Consider the following 12,933-nt stretch of genomic DNA (forward strand, 5'->3'; position numbering starts at 1 on the left):
CCTCTCTTGCAACGTTGAAAATTGGCGAAAGCATTCGCGAGATCCAATCTCCCCCCTTGCGGGGGAGATGTCCGGCAGGACAGAGGGGGGTGTGACGGAACGCTACGCTGGACAGCCGCTTCCGTCTAAGCGACCTCTCTCAACCGCTCGTCCTGCGGCAGCGCCGCCACCGCCGCGTGCCACAATATATCCGCCAGCCGCGCCGCCACCGGGTCCAGTTCGGCGTCTTTCTGGTGCAGCACCAGCGCCATGGTCGGCAGCGCGGGTAAGCCCAGCGTTTGCGGCGCCATCGCCCTGACATTGGCCGGCAGGCCGATATCGGTGCGGATCGTCAGGCCGAGGCCGGCGGCGACCGCCGCCCAGATGCCGCCAAGGCTGGGGCTGGAGAAGGCCATCCGCCATGGCAGGCCGGCGCGGTCGAGCGTTTCCGTCGTCACCGTGCGCAGCAGGCATGGCGCTTCCAGCGCCACCAGCGGCAGTGCCTCGCCCTCGCGCAGCCTGGTCTCGATCAGCTTTGCCGGCCCGATCCAGCGCAATTGCGCGTCGCCGACATGTCGGCTGTAAGGCAGCGCCTGGCCGCTGTCCCAGGCCAGCGCAATGTCGAGATTGCCTGATGTGATCCGCTCGGCGAGTTCATAGCTGCGCCCGATCCGCGCCTCGATCTTGACCTTGGGGTGCGCGCGGGCGAAGCGTCCGAGCACCTCCGGCAGCACCGCCTCGCCGAAATCCTCCTGCAGGCCGAGCCTGACCCAGCCTTCCAGTTCCACGTCGTGGATGGCCGAGGCCGCCTCGTCGTTCAACTCGAGCAGCCGCCTGGCATAGCCGAGCATGGTTTCGCCGGCTTCGGTCAACGCCAGTCCGCGGCCCGACTTGCGGAAGATCGGCGTCGCCGCCTGGTCCTCCAGCTTCTTCAGTTGCGCGCTCACCGCCGAGGTCGAGCGTCCAAGCCGGTCGGCGGCCTTGGCGAAGCTGCCGAGTTCCATGCCGGTGACGAAGCTTCGGAGGACATCGAGGTCGAAGGTTACGCGGCGCATCTCAACGATCCTGTTTTTCGGGAACGATTGTCAAAAAATTCCCGATATTCGGGATGAAGTTATGGCGGTAAAGACGAGGCGTCAAGGTCCCGAGAGGGCATCAACAGGAGTCCCGCCATGTCGATTGCCGACGCAAATTGTGAGCCAGGCCGGGTTGGCCGAGCCGCCGCCGTCACGTCGAAGGCTGAACGATTTCGCGCCAATCATCGCTGGAAGGTGCTTGGCATCGGCGTTGCCGCCAATGCCAGTTTCTCCGCCACCTTCGCCGGCATACCGGCGGCGGCGGTGTTTCTGCGGTCGGGCTATCACTTGAGCAATGGCAATCTCGGCCTGGTCCTCGGTCTTCTCGGACTGGGCGTTGCCTTGAGCGAACTGCCCTGGGGTCTGCTCACCGACCGCTGGGGCGATCGCGGCGTGCTGTTGACCGGCCTTGGTGCGACCGCGGCGTGGCTCGCCCTGATGGCGTTGTTCATCGTGCCCTCAGTGACCTATGTGCCTGGCGTCGCAATGCTGGCCGCATGCCTTCTGGTCACCGGCCTGCTCGGCGGCAGCGTCAACGGTTCCAGCGGCCGCGCCATCATGGCCTGGTTCCACGAAGGCGAACGTGGCTTTGCCATGAGCATCAGGCAGACCGCGGTGCCGCTCGGCGGCGGGCTCGGCGCGCTGGTCCTGCCGTCGCTGGCATCGGTGCACGGTTTCGCGGCGGTCTTCGGGCTGCTGGCCGCCATGAACGCCGTCTCTGCGCTGTTTGCCTGGCGGTGGCTGCACCAGCCGCCGGAACTGGACAATGCCGGCAGCATGGCCATGGCAAAGTCGGGCGGTCCGGCGCCGCTGCGCAATGTCGAGGTCTGGCGCATCGCCACCGCCATCGGCCTGCTCTGCTTTCCGCAAGTGGCGGTGCTCACCTTCGCCTCCGTCTTCCTGCACGATTTCGCCGGCATGGCCACGCTCACGATCAGCGCCAGCCTTGCCGCGGTGCAGACCGGCGCGATGGTGATGCGCGTCTGGAGCGGCCGCTACACCGACCGCCACGGCAACCGCCGCTCATTCCTGCGGCTCTGCAGCGTGACGAGCGCGTTTGGCTTCGCGGCCGTCGGCCTGCTGGTCCTGGCGGCAGGAGCCACGCCAGACGCCCATGCCGCGTTGATCCCGGCGATTGCCGTGCTGCTGGTCGTCGCCGGCATTTCGGTCTCCGCCTGGCATGGCGTGGCCTACACCGAACTCGCCACGCTTGCCGGTGCCAGCCGCGCCGGAACCGCGCTCGGTCTTGCCAACAGCTTCGTCTTCATCGCCTTCTTAGTGGTGCCGACCGCCATTCCGGCTTTGCTGCTCATCTGGTCGTGGCCTGGCGTCTGGCTGGTGGGCGCGCTCTGCGCCATGATTGCATGGCCAATTTTCCTGCGGCCGAACTGACGGGCTGCCGGCCGGCAAACGGCGTCCCATTTCGGGCCGCTTCGGAACAACACGATCGACCGCGTTAACCCCGCATCAAGGTTAATGCTTCACTTTGGCTCTCCAGTGGCTCAGTTGCGTTTCTGGAGAGTTCCCCGTGCATCGACGTGTCCTGAAGCGGCTGGCCGCCGCCGCCGGTGAGAAAAAACGTTCCTTCGTATCGCCATTGGTCATCGGGCTCGGCATCTGGATCGGCTTTCCGACCGTCGTCGCCTATCAGGACATGGGCAGCCTGATTTCCGGCCTCGAAGCTTCGGGCACCCGCTGGAACTCTTATGTCGAGCGATCCGTCGCCGGCTCGGTTCATGCCGCCGAAATGCCTTTCATCGATTCCGTCACCACCGGTTCGCTCTCGGGCTCGGGCGTACGCCTGCCCGGCGTCGGCAAGGTCTCGTTTCGCGGCAAGGGCAATGTCGCCGGCGTCACGCCCGACGAAGACCGCGTGATGCGCGCCGACAAGAAGGGCCGCATCATCCAGGTCTCGCCGGTGGCGCCGCCGAAGAACTTCAATGCCGGCTCAATCTTTCAGCGCACGTCCTCGCTGCTGCGGCCGAGCATGGACAGCGGCCTGAAGCTCGCCTTCGCCAAGCCCGGCATCAAGGGCAAGGAAATCCAGATCGCCCAGGCCTTCCATACCAACCTGGACAAGAAGCCCGATCCCGGCGTGCCGGCCACGCTTGCCGCGTTGGTCAACAATGACAGACCGGACGTGCTGGCCACCGCCTATGCCCAGGCCGAACCCGATTACGCCAAGGCCTCACCCTTCGAGGCGCTGCTGCAGGACGAGGAGCCGAGCAGCGGGCGCTTCATTCCGCCGATGGCCAAGGGTGACCACTCGTGGATTCAGAACCCGCTGCCGGCCAGCGTCTTCTCCACGAAGGAGCAGGCCTGCCTCGCCAACGGCATCTATTTCGAGGCGCGCGGCGAATCCGTGCGCGGCCAGGCCGCCGTCGCGCAGGTCATTCTCAACCGAGTCCGCAATCCGGCCTATCCGAACTCGATTTGCGGCGTCGTCTACCAGAACGACAACTGGCTGAACCGCTGCCAGTTCTCCTTCGCCTGCGACGGCCGCAAGAAGCGCATCGAGAGCCCCGCCCACTATAAGACCGCCCAGGACGTCGCGATGGCGGTCACCGCCGGCAAGATATTCATTCCCGAAGTCGGCTCATCGACCCACTACTACGCCAACTACGTCCATCCGGGCTGGGCGCGCACGATGCAGAAGATGACCAAGATCGGCCTGCATATCTTCTACCGCACCTATGGCGGCGGCTGGAGCTGAGCCCTTCGGCTTGCCTGTCGCAAACGAACCGCAAAGGCCCTGGAAGCCGAAATCGGACAGCGGTCGCCGGACGGATTCGGGGCATGTGCCGACCCGATAGTGCCGGGCACGATGTCGCACCTCGCCAAGTGATTGATTTCAATAGAAAAAATACATGGCTTTGAAGTCCCGCCCGTGGCTTGACGGGCGCAAACCCTCTAACTATGTTGCCGGCGACTTTAGAAGCGGACGGACGGTGACGGTCTGACCGGGCAGGGGGGTTACGATGGCCGACAAGAATGGGCCAGACGGAACCGGAGAAACCGGCCGCGGCAGCAAGCACGAGGCCGACATCCGCGACGAAGATCTCGAACGCCGCCGGCGTGAGCTTGGAGCATCGCTTGCGACAAGACGGCCGGATCAGCTCGAGGGGAATGACGGCGCGAAGGCGACGGCCGGATATGGCCAGGCGCTCAAGCTGTCCAGCGAGTTCATCGCCGGGATAGTGGTGGGTGTGGGCCTTGGCTGGTTTCTGGATCGCGTGGCGGGAACCTCGCCATGGGGTCTGGTCGTCGGCTTGTTGCTGGGCTTTGGCGCCGGCGTGCTCAATGTCCTGCGTTCGTCAGGTGTTGTGGCGGAATTCGGAAAAAGCGAGAAGTCGCACGATCCGAAAGAATGAAATGGCGCGCCGCCAATGGCGCACAAGGACACTTAAGGCCGCTCGCGGTTTTGACGGGGATGTAAATGGCTGCTGACAAGGTCGATCCGATCCACCAGTTCCATATCGTCAAGCTGATTCCGATCAATATCGGCGGCTATGACCTGTCCTTCACCAATTCGGCTCTGTTCATGGTCGCGACCGTGGCCATTGCATCGGCGTTTCTTTACCTCTCGACCGCAAGCCGCAGCCTTGTTCCCGGCCGCCTGCAGTCGGTTTCGGAAATGGCCTACGAGTTCGTCGCGAACATGTTGCGCGATGCAGCCGGAACCCAAGGTATGAAGTTCTTTCCCTTAGTGTTCTCGCTGTTCATGTTCGTGCTTGTTGCCAATCTGCTTGGCCTTTTTCCTTATTTCTTCACCATCACCAGCCACATCATTGTCACCTTCGGCCTGGCCGCGCTGGTGATCGGAACCGTCATCGTCTATGGCTTCATGAAGCACGGTCTGGGCTTCCTCAAGCTTTTCGTGCCGAAGGGCGTGCCCATCCTGATGATGGTGCTTGTCGTTCCGATCGAGGTGATTTCCTTTGTCTCGCGTCCGGTCAGCCTATCGGTTCGTCTGTTCGCCAATATGCTCGCCGGCCACATTACCCTGAAGGTGTTTTCCGGGTTTGTGGTCAGCCTGAGTGCGCTCGGCGCGCTCGGCGTTGCGGGATCGATCCTGCCGCTGGCGATGGCTGTGGCGCTGACCGCGCTGGAGTTGCTCGTGGCGCTCTTGCAGGCATATGTGTTCGCCGTGCTCACCTGCATGTACCTGAATGATGCGCTGCATCCTTCGCACTAGATAGAATTTCCGGCATCTTTCGCCGGATGGAATTGCAACGAATTACAGATCCAAAGGAGTTTAAAATGGACGCAGAAGCAGCAAAGTACATCGGCGCCGGTATCGCTTGCCTGGGCATGGGCGGCGCGGGCATTGGCCTCGGCAACATCTTCGGCAGCTACCTGGCGGGCGCCCTGCGCAATCCGTCGGCCGCCGATGGCCAGTTCGGCCGCCTGATTTTCGGCTTCGCCGTGACCGAAGCTCTGGGCATTTTCTCGCTTCTCATCGCGCTTCTCGCCCTGTTCGGCTGAGCCCCTGTTCGGCCAATTATCGGTCGGACGAGCATTGGGAAGAATTGGCTGGCCGCATTCCTGCGGCCATGCCTGATATGAGGGGATAGTCCATGTTCGTGACATCTGCGTTTGCGCAAGAGTCCGCACCCGCCGCTGAAGGCGCCCACACCGGTACGGAAGGCGACACGCATTCCGGCACCGGCGTGCCTGCCGAGGCGCACGGCACGTTCCCGCCATTCGATCCGGCGACGTTTCCGTCCCAGCTTCTGTGGCTGGCGATCACGTTCGGGCTGTTCTATTTGTTCCTGAAGAAGGTGGTGATGCCGCGCCTTGGCGGCATCATCGACGTCCGCAGCGATCGCATCACGCAGGACCTCGACCAGGCCGCCAAGCTGAAGGGCGAGGCCGACGCCGCCGTTGCCGCTTACGAGCAGGAACTGGCGGAAGCCAAGGCCAAGGCCAACGCGATCGGCCAGCAGGCCAACGACGCTGCCAAGGCTGAAGCCGAGGCTGCCCGCAAGAAGGTCGAGGCCGCCCTCGACAAGAAGCTCGGCGAGGCGGAGGCCAGCATTGCTTCCATCAAGGCCAACGCCATGAAGGAAGTCGGCACGATTGCCGAGGACACCGCTTCAGCCATCGTCGATGCGCTTGTCGGCGGCAAGACCAGCAAGGCCGAGATCTCGGCTGCGGTCAAATCCGTGGCCCGGTGAGGAGCACATTATGGACGCCACATCTCTCGCAACGCTCTGGGCAACGGTTGCCCTCGTCATTTTCCTCGGCGTTGCCGTTTACATCAAGGTGCCGGGCCTGATCGCCAAGTCGCTCGACGCCCGCGCGACCAAGATCAGCGACGAGCTTGCGGAAGCCCGCCGGTTGCGCGAAGAGGCCCAGCAACTGCTCGGCCAATACCAGAAGAAGCGCAAGGAAGCAGAGCAGGAGGCCGCAGCCATCGTCGCTGCCGCCAAGCGCGAGGCCGACATGCTTGCCGCCGAGGCGCACAAGAAGACCGAAGACTATGTCACCCGCCGCACCGCGCTTGCCGAGCAGAAGATCGGCCAGGCCGAGCGCGAAGCCGTCGCCGAAGTGCGCGCCAGCGCCGTCGACATCGCCGTCGAGGCGGCCCGCACGCTGCTTGCCGGCAAGATCGACGCCAAGGCCGGCGCCGACCTGTTCAAGTCCGCGCTGCAGGACGTGAAGGCCAGGCTGAACTGAGCGGGGTTAACTCGCTGACATCAAGCCGCCCGGGCAACCTGGCGGCTTTTTTGTTGAGCGGCGACGGAGATTGGCGAAGGCGGTGGTGCGCCTGATCTGCCCCCTCGAGGGGGAGATGTCGCCAAAGGCGACAGAGGGGGTCCGTTCGACCAGGCGCGACGCTCTTTCTGCGACCAAGAAGGGCTAGCGCTTGACGCGCGGCGCCCCCCTCTGGCCTGCCGGCCATCTCCCCCTCAAGGGGGGAGATTAGCTGTCCAACCCGACAAACCCTTCTTCCTCAACCACCTCAACCCCACCCAGCCTGAACGGCGCGAATGACGCCCGGTGCAGCCGTGCCACCGGCCCATGCTCTTCGATCGCGGTGCGGTGCCGCACGGTGGCGTAGCCCATATGGACTTCGAACCCGTAGCGTTCGTGGTGGCTGCCGCAGCCGCACATCATGCGGTCGCGCATCACCTTGGCGACGATCGAGGCGGCGGCGATCGATTGCGAGCGCTGGTCGCCCTTGATCAGCGCGCGGCCTTGGCAGAGGAGGCCCGGCGGCACATCGCGGCCATCGGCCAGCGCCAGCTTCGCCAGGATCGGCAGGCCGGCAAGGGCGCGGCGCATGGCTTCCAGGCTGGCCTTGAGGATGTTGCTGCCGTCAATGCCTTCGGCACTGACCGAGGCCATCGACACGCCGAGCGCTGACCCCAGGATTTTCAGGAACAGCGCCTCGCGCTGCAAATGGTTGAGCCGTTTGGAATCGTCGAGCCCGTCGGGAATGTTGGCGGGATCGAGGATCACGGCCGCCGCCACCACCGGCCCGGCCAGCGGACCGCGGCCGGCCTCGTCCATGCCTGCCACCGGCCACAGGCCTTCGGCCATCGCCTTCGTCTCGAAGGAGAAGTCGGGCTTTTCGACGATTTCGAAAAGAAGCGGAGAATCGGAACGCGCGCGAGCCATGTTGCGGCGAGGTTCGCATCGGCTCCGATTCTCCGCAAGTCCCTCCAGGGTCGAGGGGGGCAAGACCGGGAGGGCACCGTCTGCAGGCCGGGGGACAGGCCGGACGGGATTCTTGGGTCGCCTGACAGCCACGAGGGCAGGGCAGGCGCTACTCTCAGAGCAGCATCAGCTGCTCGGTCGCCTTGGCGGCGGCGACAAACTGGTCGGTTCGGAGCGTGCGCCGCTCGGCGTTGAGGCCGAGCCGCTTGGCCGTGATCTCGAAGCGCCGGCCGATCTGCCAGGCATAGGGGCCGGCGCCTTTCATCCGCTTGCCCCATTCCGAATCATAGTCCTTGCCGTCGCGCATCGAACGGATCAGCGACATCACGTGCCGGTAGCGGTCGGGATAATGGCGCAGCAGCCAGTCCTTGAAGATCGGCGCCACCTCGAGCGGCAGGCGCAGGATGACATAGCCGGCCTCGCGGGCGCCTGCGGCGCGTGCCGAATCGAGGATGCGCTCCATCTCCTGGTCGGTCAGGCCGGGAATGATCGGCGCCACCATGACAGAGGCCGGAATGCCGGCATCGGAAAGCTGCCGGATCGCCTCAAGCCGCTTGGTCGGCGTCGACNGCCACCATGACAGAGGCCGGAATGCCGGCATCGGAAAGCTGCCGGATCGCCTCAAGCCGCTTGGTCGGCGTCGACGCGCGTGGCTCCATGGTGCGCGCCAGCATGCGGTCCATCGTTGTCACCGACAGCGCCACCTTGGCCAAGCCCCGTTCGGCCATGCGCGACAAGATGTCGATGTCGCGCGTCACCAGATGGGATTTGGTGACGATGCCGACCGGATGGCCGCGCGCCTCCAGCACTTCGAGGATCTCGCGCATAATCCGGTATTGTTTCTCGATCGGCTGGTAGGGATCGGTGTTGGTGCCGATCGCGATGGTGCGCGGCTGATAGCCATCCTTCGACAGTTCCTTGTCGAGCAGCCGCGCCGCATCCGGCTTGGCAAACAGCTTCGCTTCGAAATCCAGCCCCGGCGACAGGCCCATGAAGGAATGCGTCGGCCGGGCGAAACAATAGACGCAGCCATGCTCGCAGCCGCGATAGGGGTTGATCGAGCGGTCGAAGGAAATGTCGGGCGATTCGTTGCGGGTGATGATGGTGCGCGGCTTCTCGACCTGCACTTCGGTCTTGAACGGCGGCAATTCCTCCAGCGAATTCCAGCCGTCGTCGAACACATGCCGGCTGACCGGCTCGAACCGGCCGGACGGGTTGATGCCCGCGGAACGGCCGCGGTTGCGATCCGGACGGACGCGCATGCCGCTCTGTTCGATCATCGCATTGGCCATCTCGGCTCGCCCTGCTCCGAAAGCAGCAATGTCCGCACGCACGATATGTTCCATTTTGGCCCTTTCCCAAGGACTGTCGGCTGGCTGTCGAATCGCTCTGTTCATGAAAATAATCCTATTTCGCTGATGAGAACAAAGCAAGAACTTTTTCGTTGGGCCATGCAAAACTGGCGCTGCGCCGGGCTTTCCGCTATTCGGCTAAAAATGCTCAGCGTTCTCATCGAAACCCGGGATGACGAAGAAGGCCTTGCCCGCACGCTCGCCTCGTTGATCGGCGGCGCGGTCGAGGGCGTGGTACGCGATGTCATCGTCTGCGACACCGGCTCGACCGACCAGACGCATCGGGTTGCCGATCATGCCGGCTGCCACTTCGTCGCCGGCGGCATTGCCGCGGGAATCAGGCAGGCGAAGAGTGACTGGCTGCTGTTTCTGGAACCCGGCGCAAGGCTGGCGGAGGGCTGGATCGACGACGTTGTCGCTCACACGGCGCGGCAAACCATGCCGGCGCGCTTTTCCCGTGCGCGCGGCAGCCGCACGCCGTTCCTGTCACGGGTGTTTTCGGGCAACCGGGCGCTGGCCGAAGGGCTGGTCATCAGCAAGCGCCAGGCCGCTGCCCTGTCGAAGAACGCGCACAGCGCCGAAGCCCTTGCGCGCGGTCTCGCCACCAGGCGGCTCGACGCCGAAATCTGGCTGGCGCCGAAGAAGTGATGTTTCTCCCTTTTCCCGTTCCAGGGAGAAGGGTGCCCGAAGGGCGAATGAGGGGCAGCGTCGGCGTCTCATCCGCATTGGCACGGTCGCAGCACCATCCCTCTTTTTCGCCGCAAAAAGCTATTGTGCATTGCACAAAAGCTGACGCGGGATTAGCATTCCGTTGATGCGGGATATCGGGGTTTGGGTAGTGCCGGAGCGGTAAGCAAGCGCCGCGTCGTCGTTGCTGCCGTTCATATCTGAGGACCCCGATGAACCTTTCGTCCCCTGACAAATCCGGCGCCCCCAGTCTGGAAGCCATTGCCCGCAACGGCAGCCTGCTCCGCCGCATTGCGGTGCGTATCCCGACCTATCTGTCCGACCTGCGCGAAAATCCCGCATGGCTGCCGATGTTCGTGCTTGCCCGCACCATGCCGGCGCGCAAGCTGCACTGGCTTGGCGCCAAAGCCGCGCGCCCCGCGCAGAGTGCCGGAGCGACGATGTTCAGGGGCGTCGACCTCAAGTCGATCGTCGCGGCGCTGCGCGCCGATGGCCTGTTCTCCGGACTGGTCCTGCCGCAGGCAATCCACGAAGAGATCGCCAGCTTTGCTCAGAGCACGCCGTGCTTCGGCAATTTCGACCGCCGGCTCGAATTCATGCCCGGAGAACACGCAGAAGCCGAGAAGCGGTTCGGCCGCTCTTTGCTCAGCGGACACTATTTCGAGCGCATCCTCGGCTGCAAGGCGGCACTCGCCATCCAGAACGACCCGCTGCTGCTCGACATCGCCCAGCACTATCTGGGCGGGCAGGCAAAGCTGATCACCACGCGTGTCTGGTGGAGCTTTCCGACCGGCGAGGCTTCCGACGCCGACAAGAACCTTGCCTCGCTCGGCAAATATCATTTCGATCTCGACGACTGGCGGATGCTGAAATTCTTCTTCTATCTCAAGCCCTGCGATGCCGGCACCGGCCCGCATGTCTATGTCAAAGCCAGCCACAACAGGCGCAGCCTCAAGCACCAGTTGACGCTGCTGGTCGGCCATCCGGCGCAAGACGTGCTCAAGGTCTATGGCGACGACAGCCCAGTCACGCTGACCGGCGAGGCCGGCCTCGGCTTCGTCGAGGACCCGTTCGGCTTCCACATGGGCACCGTGCCGTCCACCACGCCACGGCTGATGATGGAGGTCGGCTTCGGCGTCTCGCCGCCCTCGCGCCGCCGTTTCCACGGCGAACCGGTCATCCGCTGAGGCCGGAGCGGATCTCGACCGGCATCCAGCGCGCTTGCCGCCGGGCAATGCGACCCTCTTTGTTCTCGGCATCATAGTCCATTGGGACCGGCTCGCGGTTGAACCGCGGCCGGTCATCCAGCGCATTGACGATGACGATCGCTCTCGGTTCGCCGTCGGTGGTCACAGCAGCGACATAGACGCCGCAGTCCCGGCAGATGAGATAATCGGCGGTGCGCAATCCGAACCGGTATCGGTGCAGCCGCGCCTCGTCCTCGACCGAGACGATCAATCGGCCCTGCGGATCGGCGGCGGCGCGCGAACCATGCCGGACACAGAACGCGCACTGGCAGGCGCGGATCTCCACCTCGGCCGGCTCGATTCCCGTTTCGAACGTCAGGTGGATGTTGCCGCAATGGCAGCCGCCGCGGTGCGCGCTCATTGGATCTCTTCCGTCTTGACTTGGCGACAGACTATCCGCCCGACGACCCGGAGGAAATGACCTCTCGAAGGCGCAGCCGCCATTCTGCCTGACAAAGGCAGCACTTGGCCGGCTTTGCCTTGGTTTACGAGGCGGCCTTGCCGCGCCGCAAATGCTCGTCCAGGCGCGGCATGATCTCGACGAAGTTGCAGGGCATGTGGCGGTAGTCGAGCTGCGGTTTCAGTATGCCGTCCCAGGCGTCCCTGCAGGCGCCGGGCGAGCCCGGCAGCACGAAGACGAAGGTGGCGTTGACGACGCCGCCCGTCGCCCGACTCTGCACTGTCGAGGTGCCGATCTTGTCGTAGGAAATGCGGTGGAACACTTCGGAAAAGCCATCCATGCGCTTCTCGAAGATCGGCTCCAGCGCCTCCGGCGTCACGTCGCGGCCGGTAAAACCGGTGCCGCCGGTGGTGATGACGACATCGATGTCTTCGTCGCGCGACCAGCCCAGCACCTTGTCGCGGATTTTCTCCCGGTCGTCGGTGACGATGTCGCGCGCGGCCAGGACATGGCCGGCCTCGGCGATGCGATCAGCCAGCGTCTGGCCGGATTTGTCGTCGGCAAGGCTGCGCGTATCGGACACCGTCAGCACCGCGATGCGCACCGGAATGAACGGCCGGCTCTCGTCAATTTTGGCCATCGGCCCCCTCCGAAGCGATGCTTCGTGTCGCGGCGACAAACCACTCCGGTTCGCGGCTGCGAATCTCGGCGGCGGCGCGCTTGGCGACATTGCCGGTCTCGAACAGCCCGAAGCATGTCGCGCCGGATCCCGACATGCGCGAGAATCCAGATCCGGCCCTGTTCAGCAGGGAAAGCGCTCGGCCGATGGGCGGCTGGATCGCCTGCGCCGCCGGTTCGAGATCGTTGCGGGTGATCTCCAGCCAGTTGCGGACACTGTGGAAGTCAAATGCACGCGGCAGCGGCGGCAATCCCTCATTGTCGCGTTTCTCAAGTGCGTTGAACACATCAGGCGTCGAGACGGCGACGCCGGGATTGACCAGCACCAAAGCGAGCGCCGGAAAATCCGGCACCAGCGACAGCTCGTCGCCGACGCCACGCGCAACCAGCGGTTTTGCCGCAAGACACATCGGCACGTCGGCGCCGAGCGTGAGACCGATCCGGCTCAGTTCGGCCTCACCGATGTCGAGCCCCCAGGTCCGGACAAGACCCTGCAATACCGCCGCCGCGTCGCTCGAGCCGCCGCCGACGCCGGAGGCGACCGGCAGGTTCTTTTCAAGTCGGATGGCAACCGGCGGCGTGCGCTGCTGGCCGGCCTGCCTGCGCAGCGCCTCGCGCGCCTTCACCACCAGATTGCTGTCGTCGATCGGCACGGAAGTCGCGTAACGGCCCGATACGGAGAACCGGTCGGCGTCGGCAGGCTCGATCTCGACCCTGTCGCCGAAGCGGGTGAAAACGACCAGGCTCTCAAGCAGATGATAACCGTCGGCGCGCCTGCCGGTGACGTGCAGGGCCAGATTTATCTTGGCGGGCGCAAGCCACGTCCGGGCTGCGGCATCCAAACTGGCGGC

Annotated in this window: 14 protein-coding genes and 1 pseudogene; 9 read left to right on the plus strand and 6 right to left on the minus strand. The window is 64.5% G+C overall.

The features are described from left to right. Positions 1–125: 125 nt before the first annotated feature. Positions 126–1,034: a LysR substrate-binding domain-containing protein gene (locus tag X730_RS155095; RefSeq protein ID WP_023668489.1), complete on the minus strand. Its 909-nt coding sequence runs from the start codon at positions 1,032–1,034 to the stop codon at positions 126–128. 117 nt (positions 1,035–1,151) lie between these two features. Here X730_RS155095 and X730_RS155090 point away from each other — a divergent pair, with 117 nt between their 5' ends. The 7 genes from X730_RS155090 to X730_RS155060 all read left to right on the plus strand — a co-directional run bounded on the left by X730_RS155090 (position 1,152) and on the right by X730_RS155060 (position 6,734). Further along, positions 1,152–2,447 carry an MFS transporter gene (locus X730_RS155090; RefSeq protein WP_023826009.1) on the plus strand — a complete coding sequence of 432 codons (1,296 nt, stop codon included), beginning with the start codon at positions 1,152–1,154 and terminating at the stop codon, positions 2,445–2,447. A 136-nt stretch (positions 2,448–2,583) separates the two neighbouring features. Then, entirely contained in the window at positions 2,584–3,768 is a 1,185-nt protein-coding gene (locus X730_RS155085) for a cell wall hydrolase (protein ID WP_023696587.1), read from the plus strand. 265 nt (positions 3,769–4,033) lie between these two features. Further along, complete coding sequence (locus X730_RS155080) at positions 4,034–4,426, plus strand: AtpZ/AtpI family protein (RefSeq protein WP_023668486.1); 393 nt, start codon at positions 4,034–4,036, stop codon at positions 4,424–4,426. Positions 4,427–4,491: 65 nt separating this feature from the next. Next, positions 4,492–5,250: a F0F1 ATP synthase subunit A gene (locus tag X730_RS155075; RefSeq protein ID WP_023696586.1), complete on the plus strand. Its 759-nt coding sequence runs from the start codon at positions 4,492–4,494 to the stop codon at positions 5,248–5,250. 65 nt (positions 5,251–5,315) lie between these two features. Continuing rightward, a complete protein-coding gene (locus X730_RS155070; protein WP_006206606.1) occupies positions 5,316–5,540 on the plus strand; it encodes a F0F1 ATP synthase subunit C in 225 nt (74 codons plus the stop codon). A 92-nt stretch (positions 5,541–5,632) separates the two neighbouring features. Then, the gene (locus X730_RS155065; protein ID WP_023684380.1) at positions 5,633–6,232 is read left to right on the plus strand and encodes a F0F1 ATP synthase subunit B; all 600 of its coding nucleotides are present in this window, start codon (positions 5,633–5,635) and stop codon (positions 6,230–6,232) included. Between the two features lie 10 nt (positions 6,233–6,242). Further along, positions 6,243–6,734: a F0F1 ATP synthase subunit B gene (locus X730_RS155060; RefSeq protein ID WP_023668483.1), complete on the plus strand. Its 492-nt coding sequence runs from the start codon at positions 6,243–6,245 to the stop codon at positions 6,732–6,734. A gap of 246 nt (positions 6,735–6,980) precedes the next feature. Here the strand turns inward: X730_RS155060 and X730_RS155055 are convergent, their stop codons facing one another. Together X730_RS155055 and X730_RS1000000166000 are read right to left on the minus strand one after the other, a co-directional pair. Then, positions 6,981–7,679, minus strand: coding sequence for a ribonuclease HII (locus tag X730_RS155055; protein ID WP_023696585.1), 699 nt, complete (start codon positions 7,677–7,679; stop codon positions 6,981–6,983). Between the two features lie 154 nt (positions 7,680–7,833). Then, a pseudogene (locus X730_RS1000000166000) lies at positions 7,834–9,064 on the minus strand (PA0069 family radical SAM protein). Positions 9,065–9,214: 150 nt separating this feature from the next. Here X730_RS1000000166000 and X730_RS155050 point away from each other — a divergent pair. Continuing rightward, positions 9,215–9,718 (plus strand): glycosyltransferase, encoded by a 504-nt coding sequence (locus X730_RS155050; protein ID WP_023826010.1) that lies wholly within the window; start codon positions 9,215–9,217, stop codon positions 9,716–9,718. A gap of 251 nt (positions 9,719–9,969) precedes the next feature. Then, positions 9,970–10,944, plus strand: a complete 975-nt coding sequence (locus tag X730_RS155045; protein ID WP_023709899.1) for a hypothetical protein — start codon at positions 9,970–9,972, stop codon at positions 10,942–10,944. On the opposite strand, the gene X730_RS155040 is transcribed toward X730_RS155045, so the two are convergent. From X730_RS155040 to X730_RS155030, 3 genes are all read right to left on the minus strand, one after another. Continuing rightward, positions 10,934–11,365, minus strand: coding sequence for a hypothetical protein (locus X730_RS155040; protein ID WP_023668478.1), 432 nt, complete (start codon positions 11,363–11,365; stop codon positions 10,934–10,936). The genes X730_RS155045 and X730_RS155040 overlap by 11 nt on opposite strands. 124 nt (positions 11,366–11,489) lie before the next feature. Further along, positions 11,490–12,044, minus strand: a complete 555-nt coding sequence (gene moaB, locus X730_RS155035; protein WP_023692108.1) for a molybdenum cofactor biosynthesis protein B — start codon at positions 12,042–12,044, stop codon at positions 11,490–11,492. Further along, the gene (locus tag X730_RS155030; protein ID WP_023826011.1) at positions 12,031–12,924 is read right to left on the minus strand and encodes a 4-(cytidine 5'-diphospho)-2-C-methyl-D-erythritol kinase; all 894 of its coding nucleotides are present in this window, start codon (positions 12,922–12,924) and stop codon (positions 12,031–12,033) included. The genes moaB and X730_RS155030 overlap by 14 nt, the downstream gene beginning before the upstream one ends. Positions 12,925–12,933: the final 9 nt, after the last annotated feature.

It is taken from the genome of Mesorhizobium sp. L103C131B0, assembly GCF_000502275.1.
In the GTDB taxonomy this organism is placed as follows: Bacteria; Pseudomonadota; Alphaproteobacteria; order Rhizobiales; family Rhizobiaceae; genus Mesorhizobium.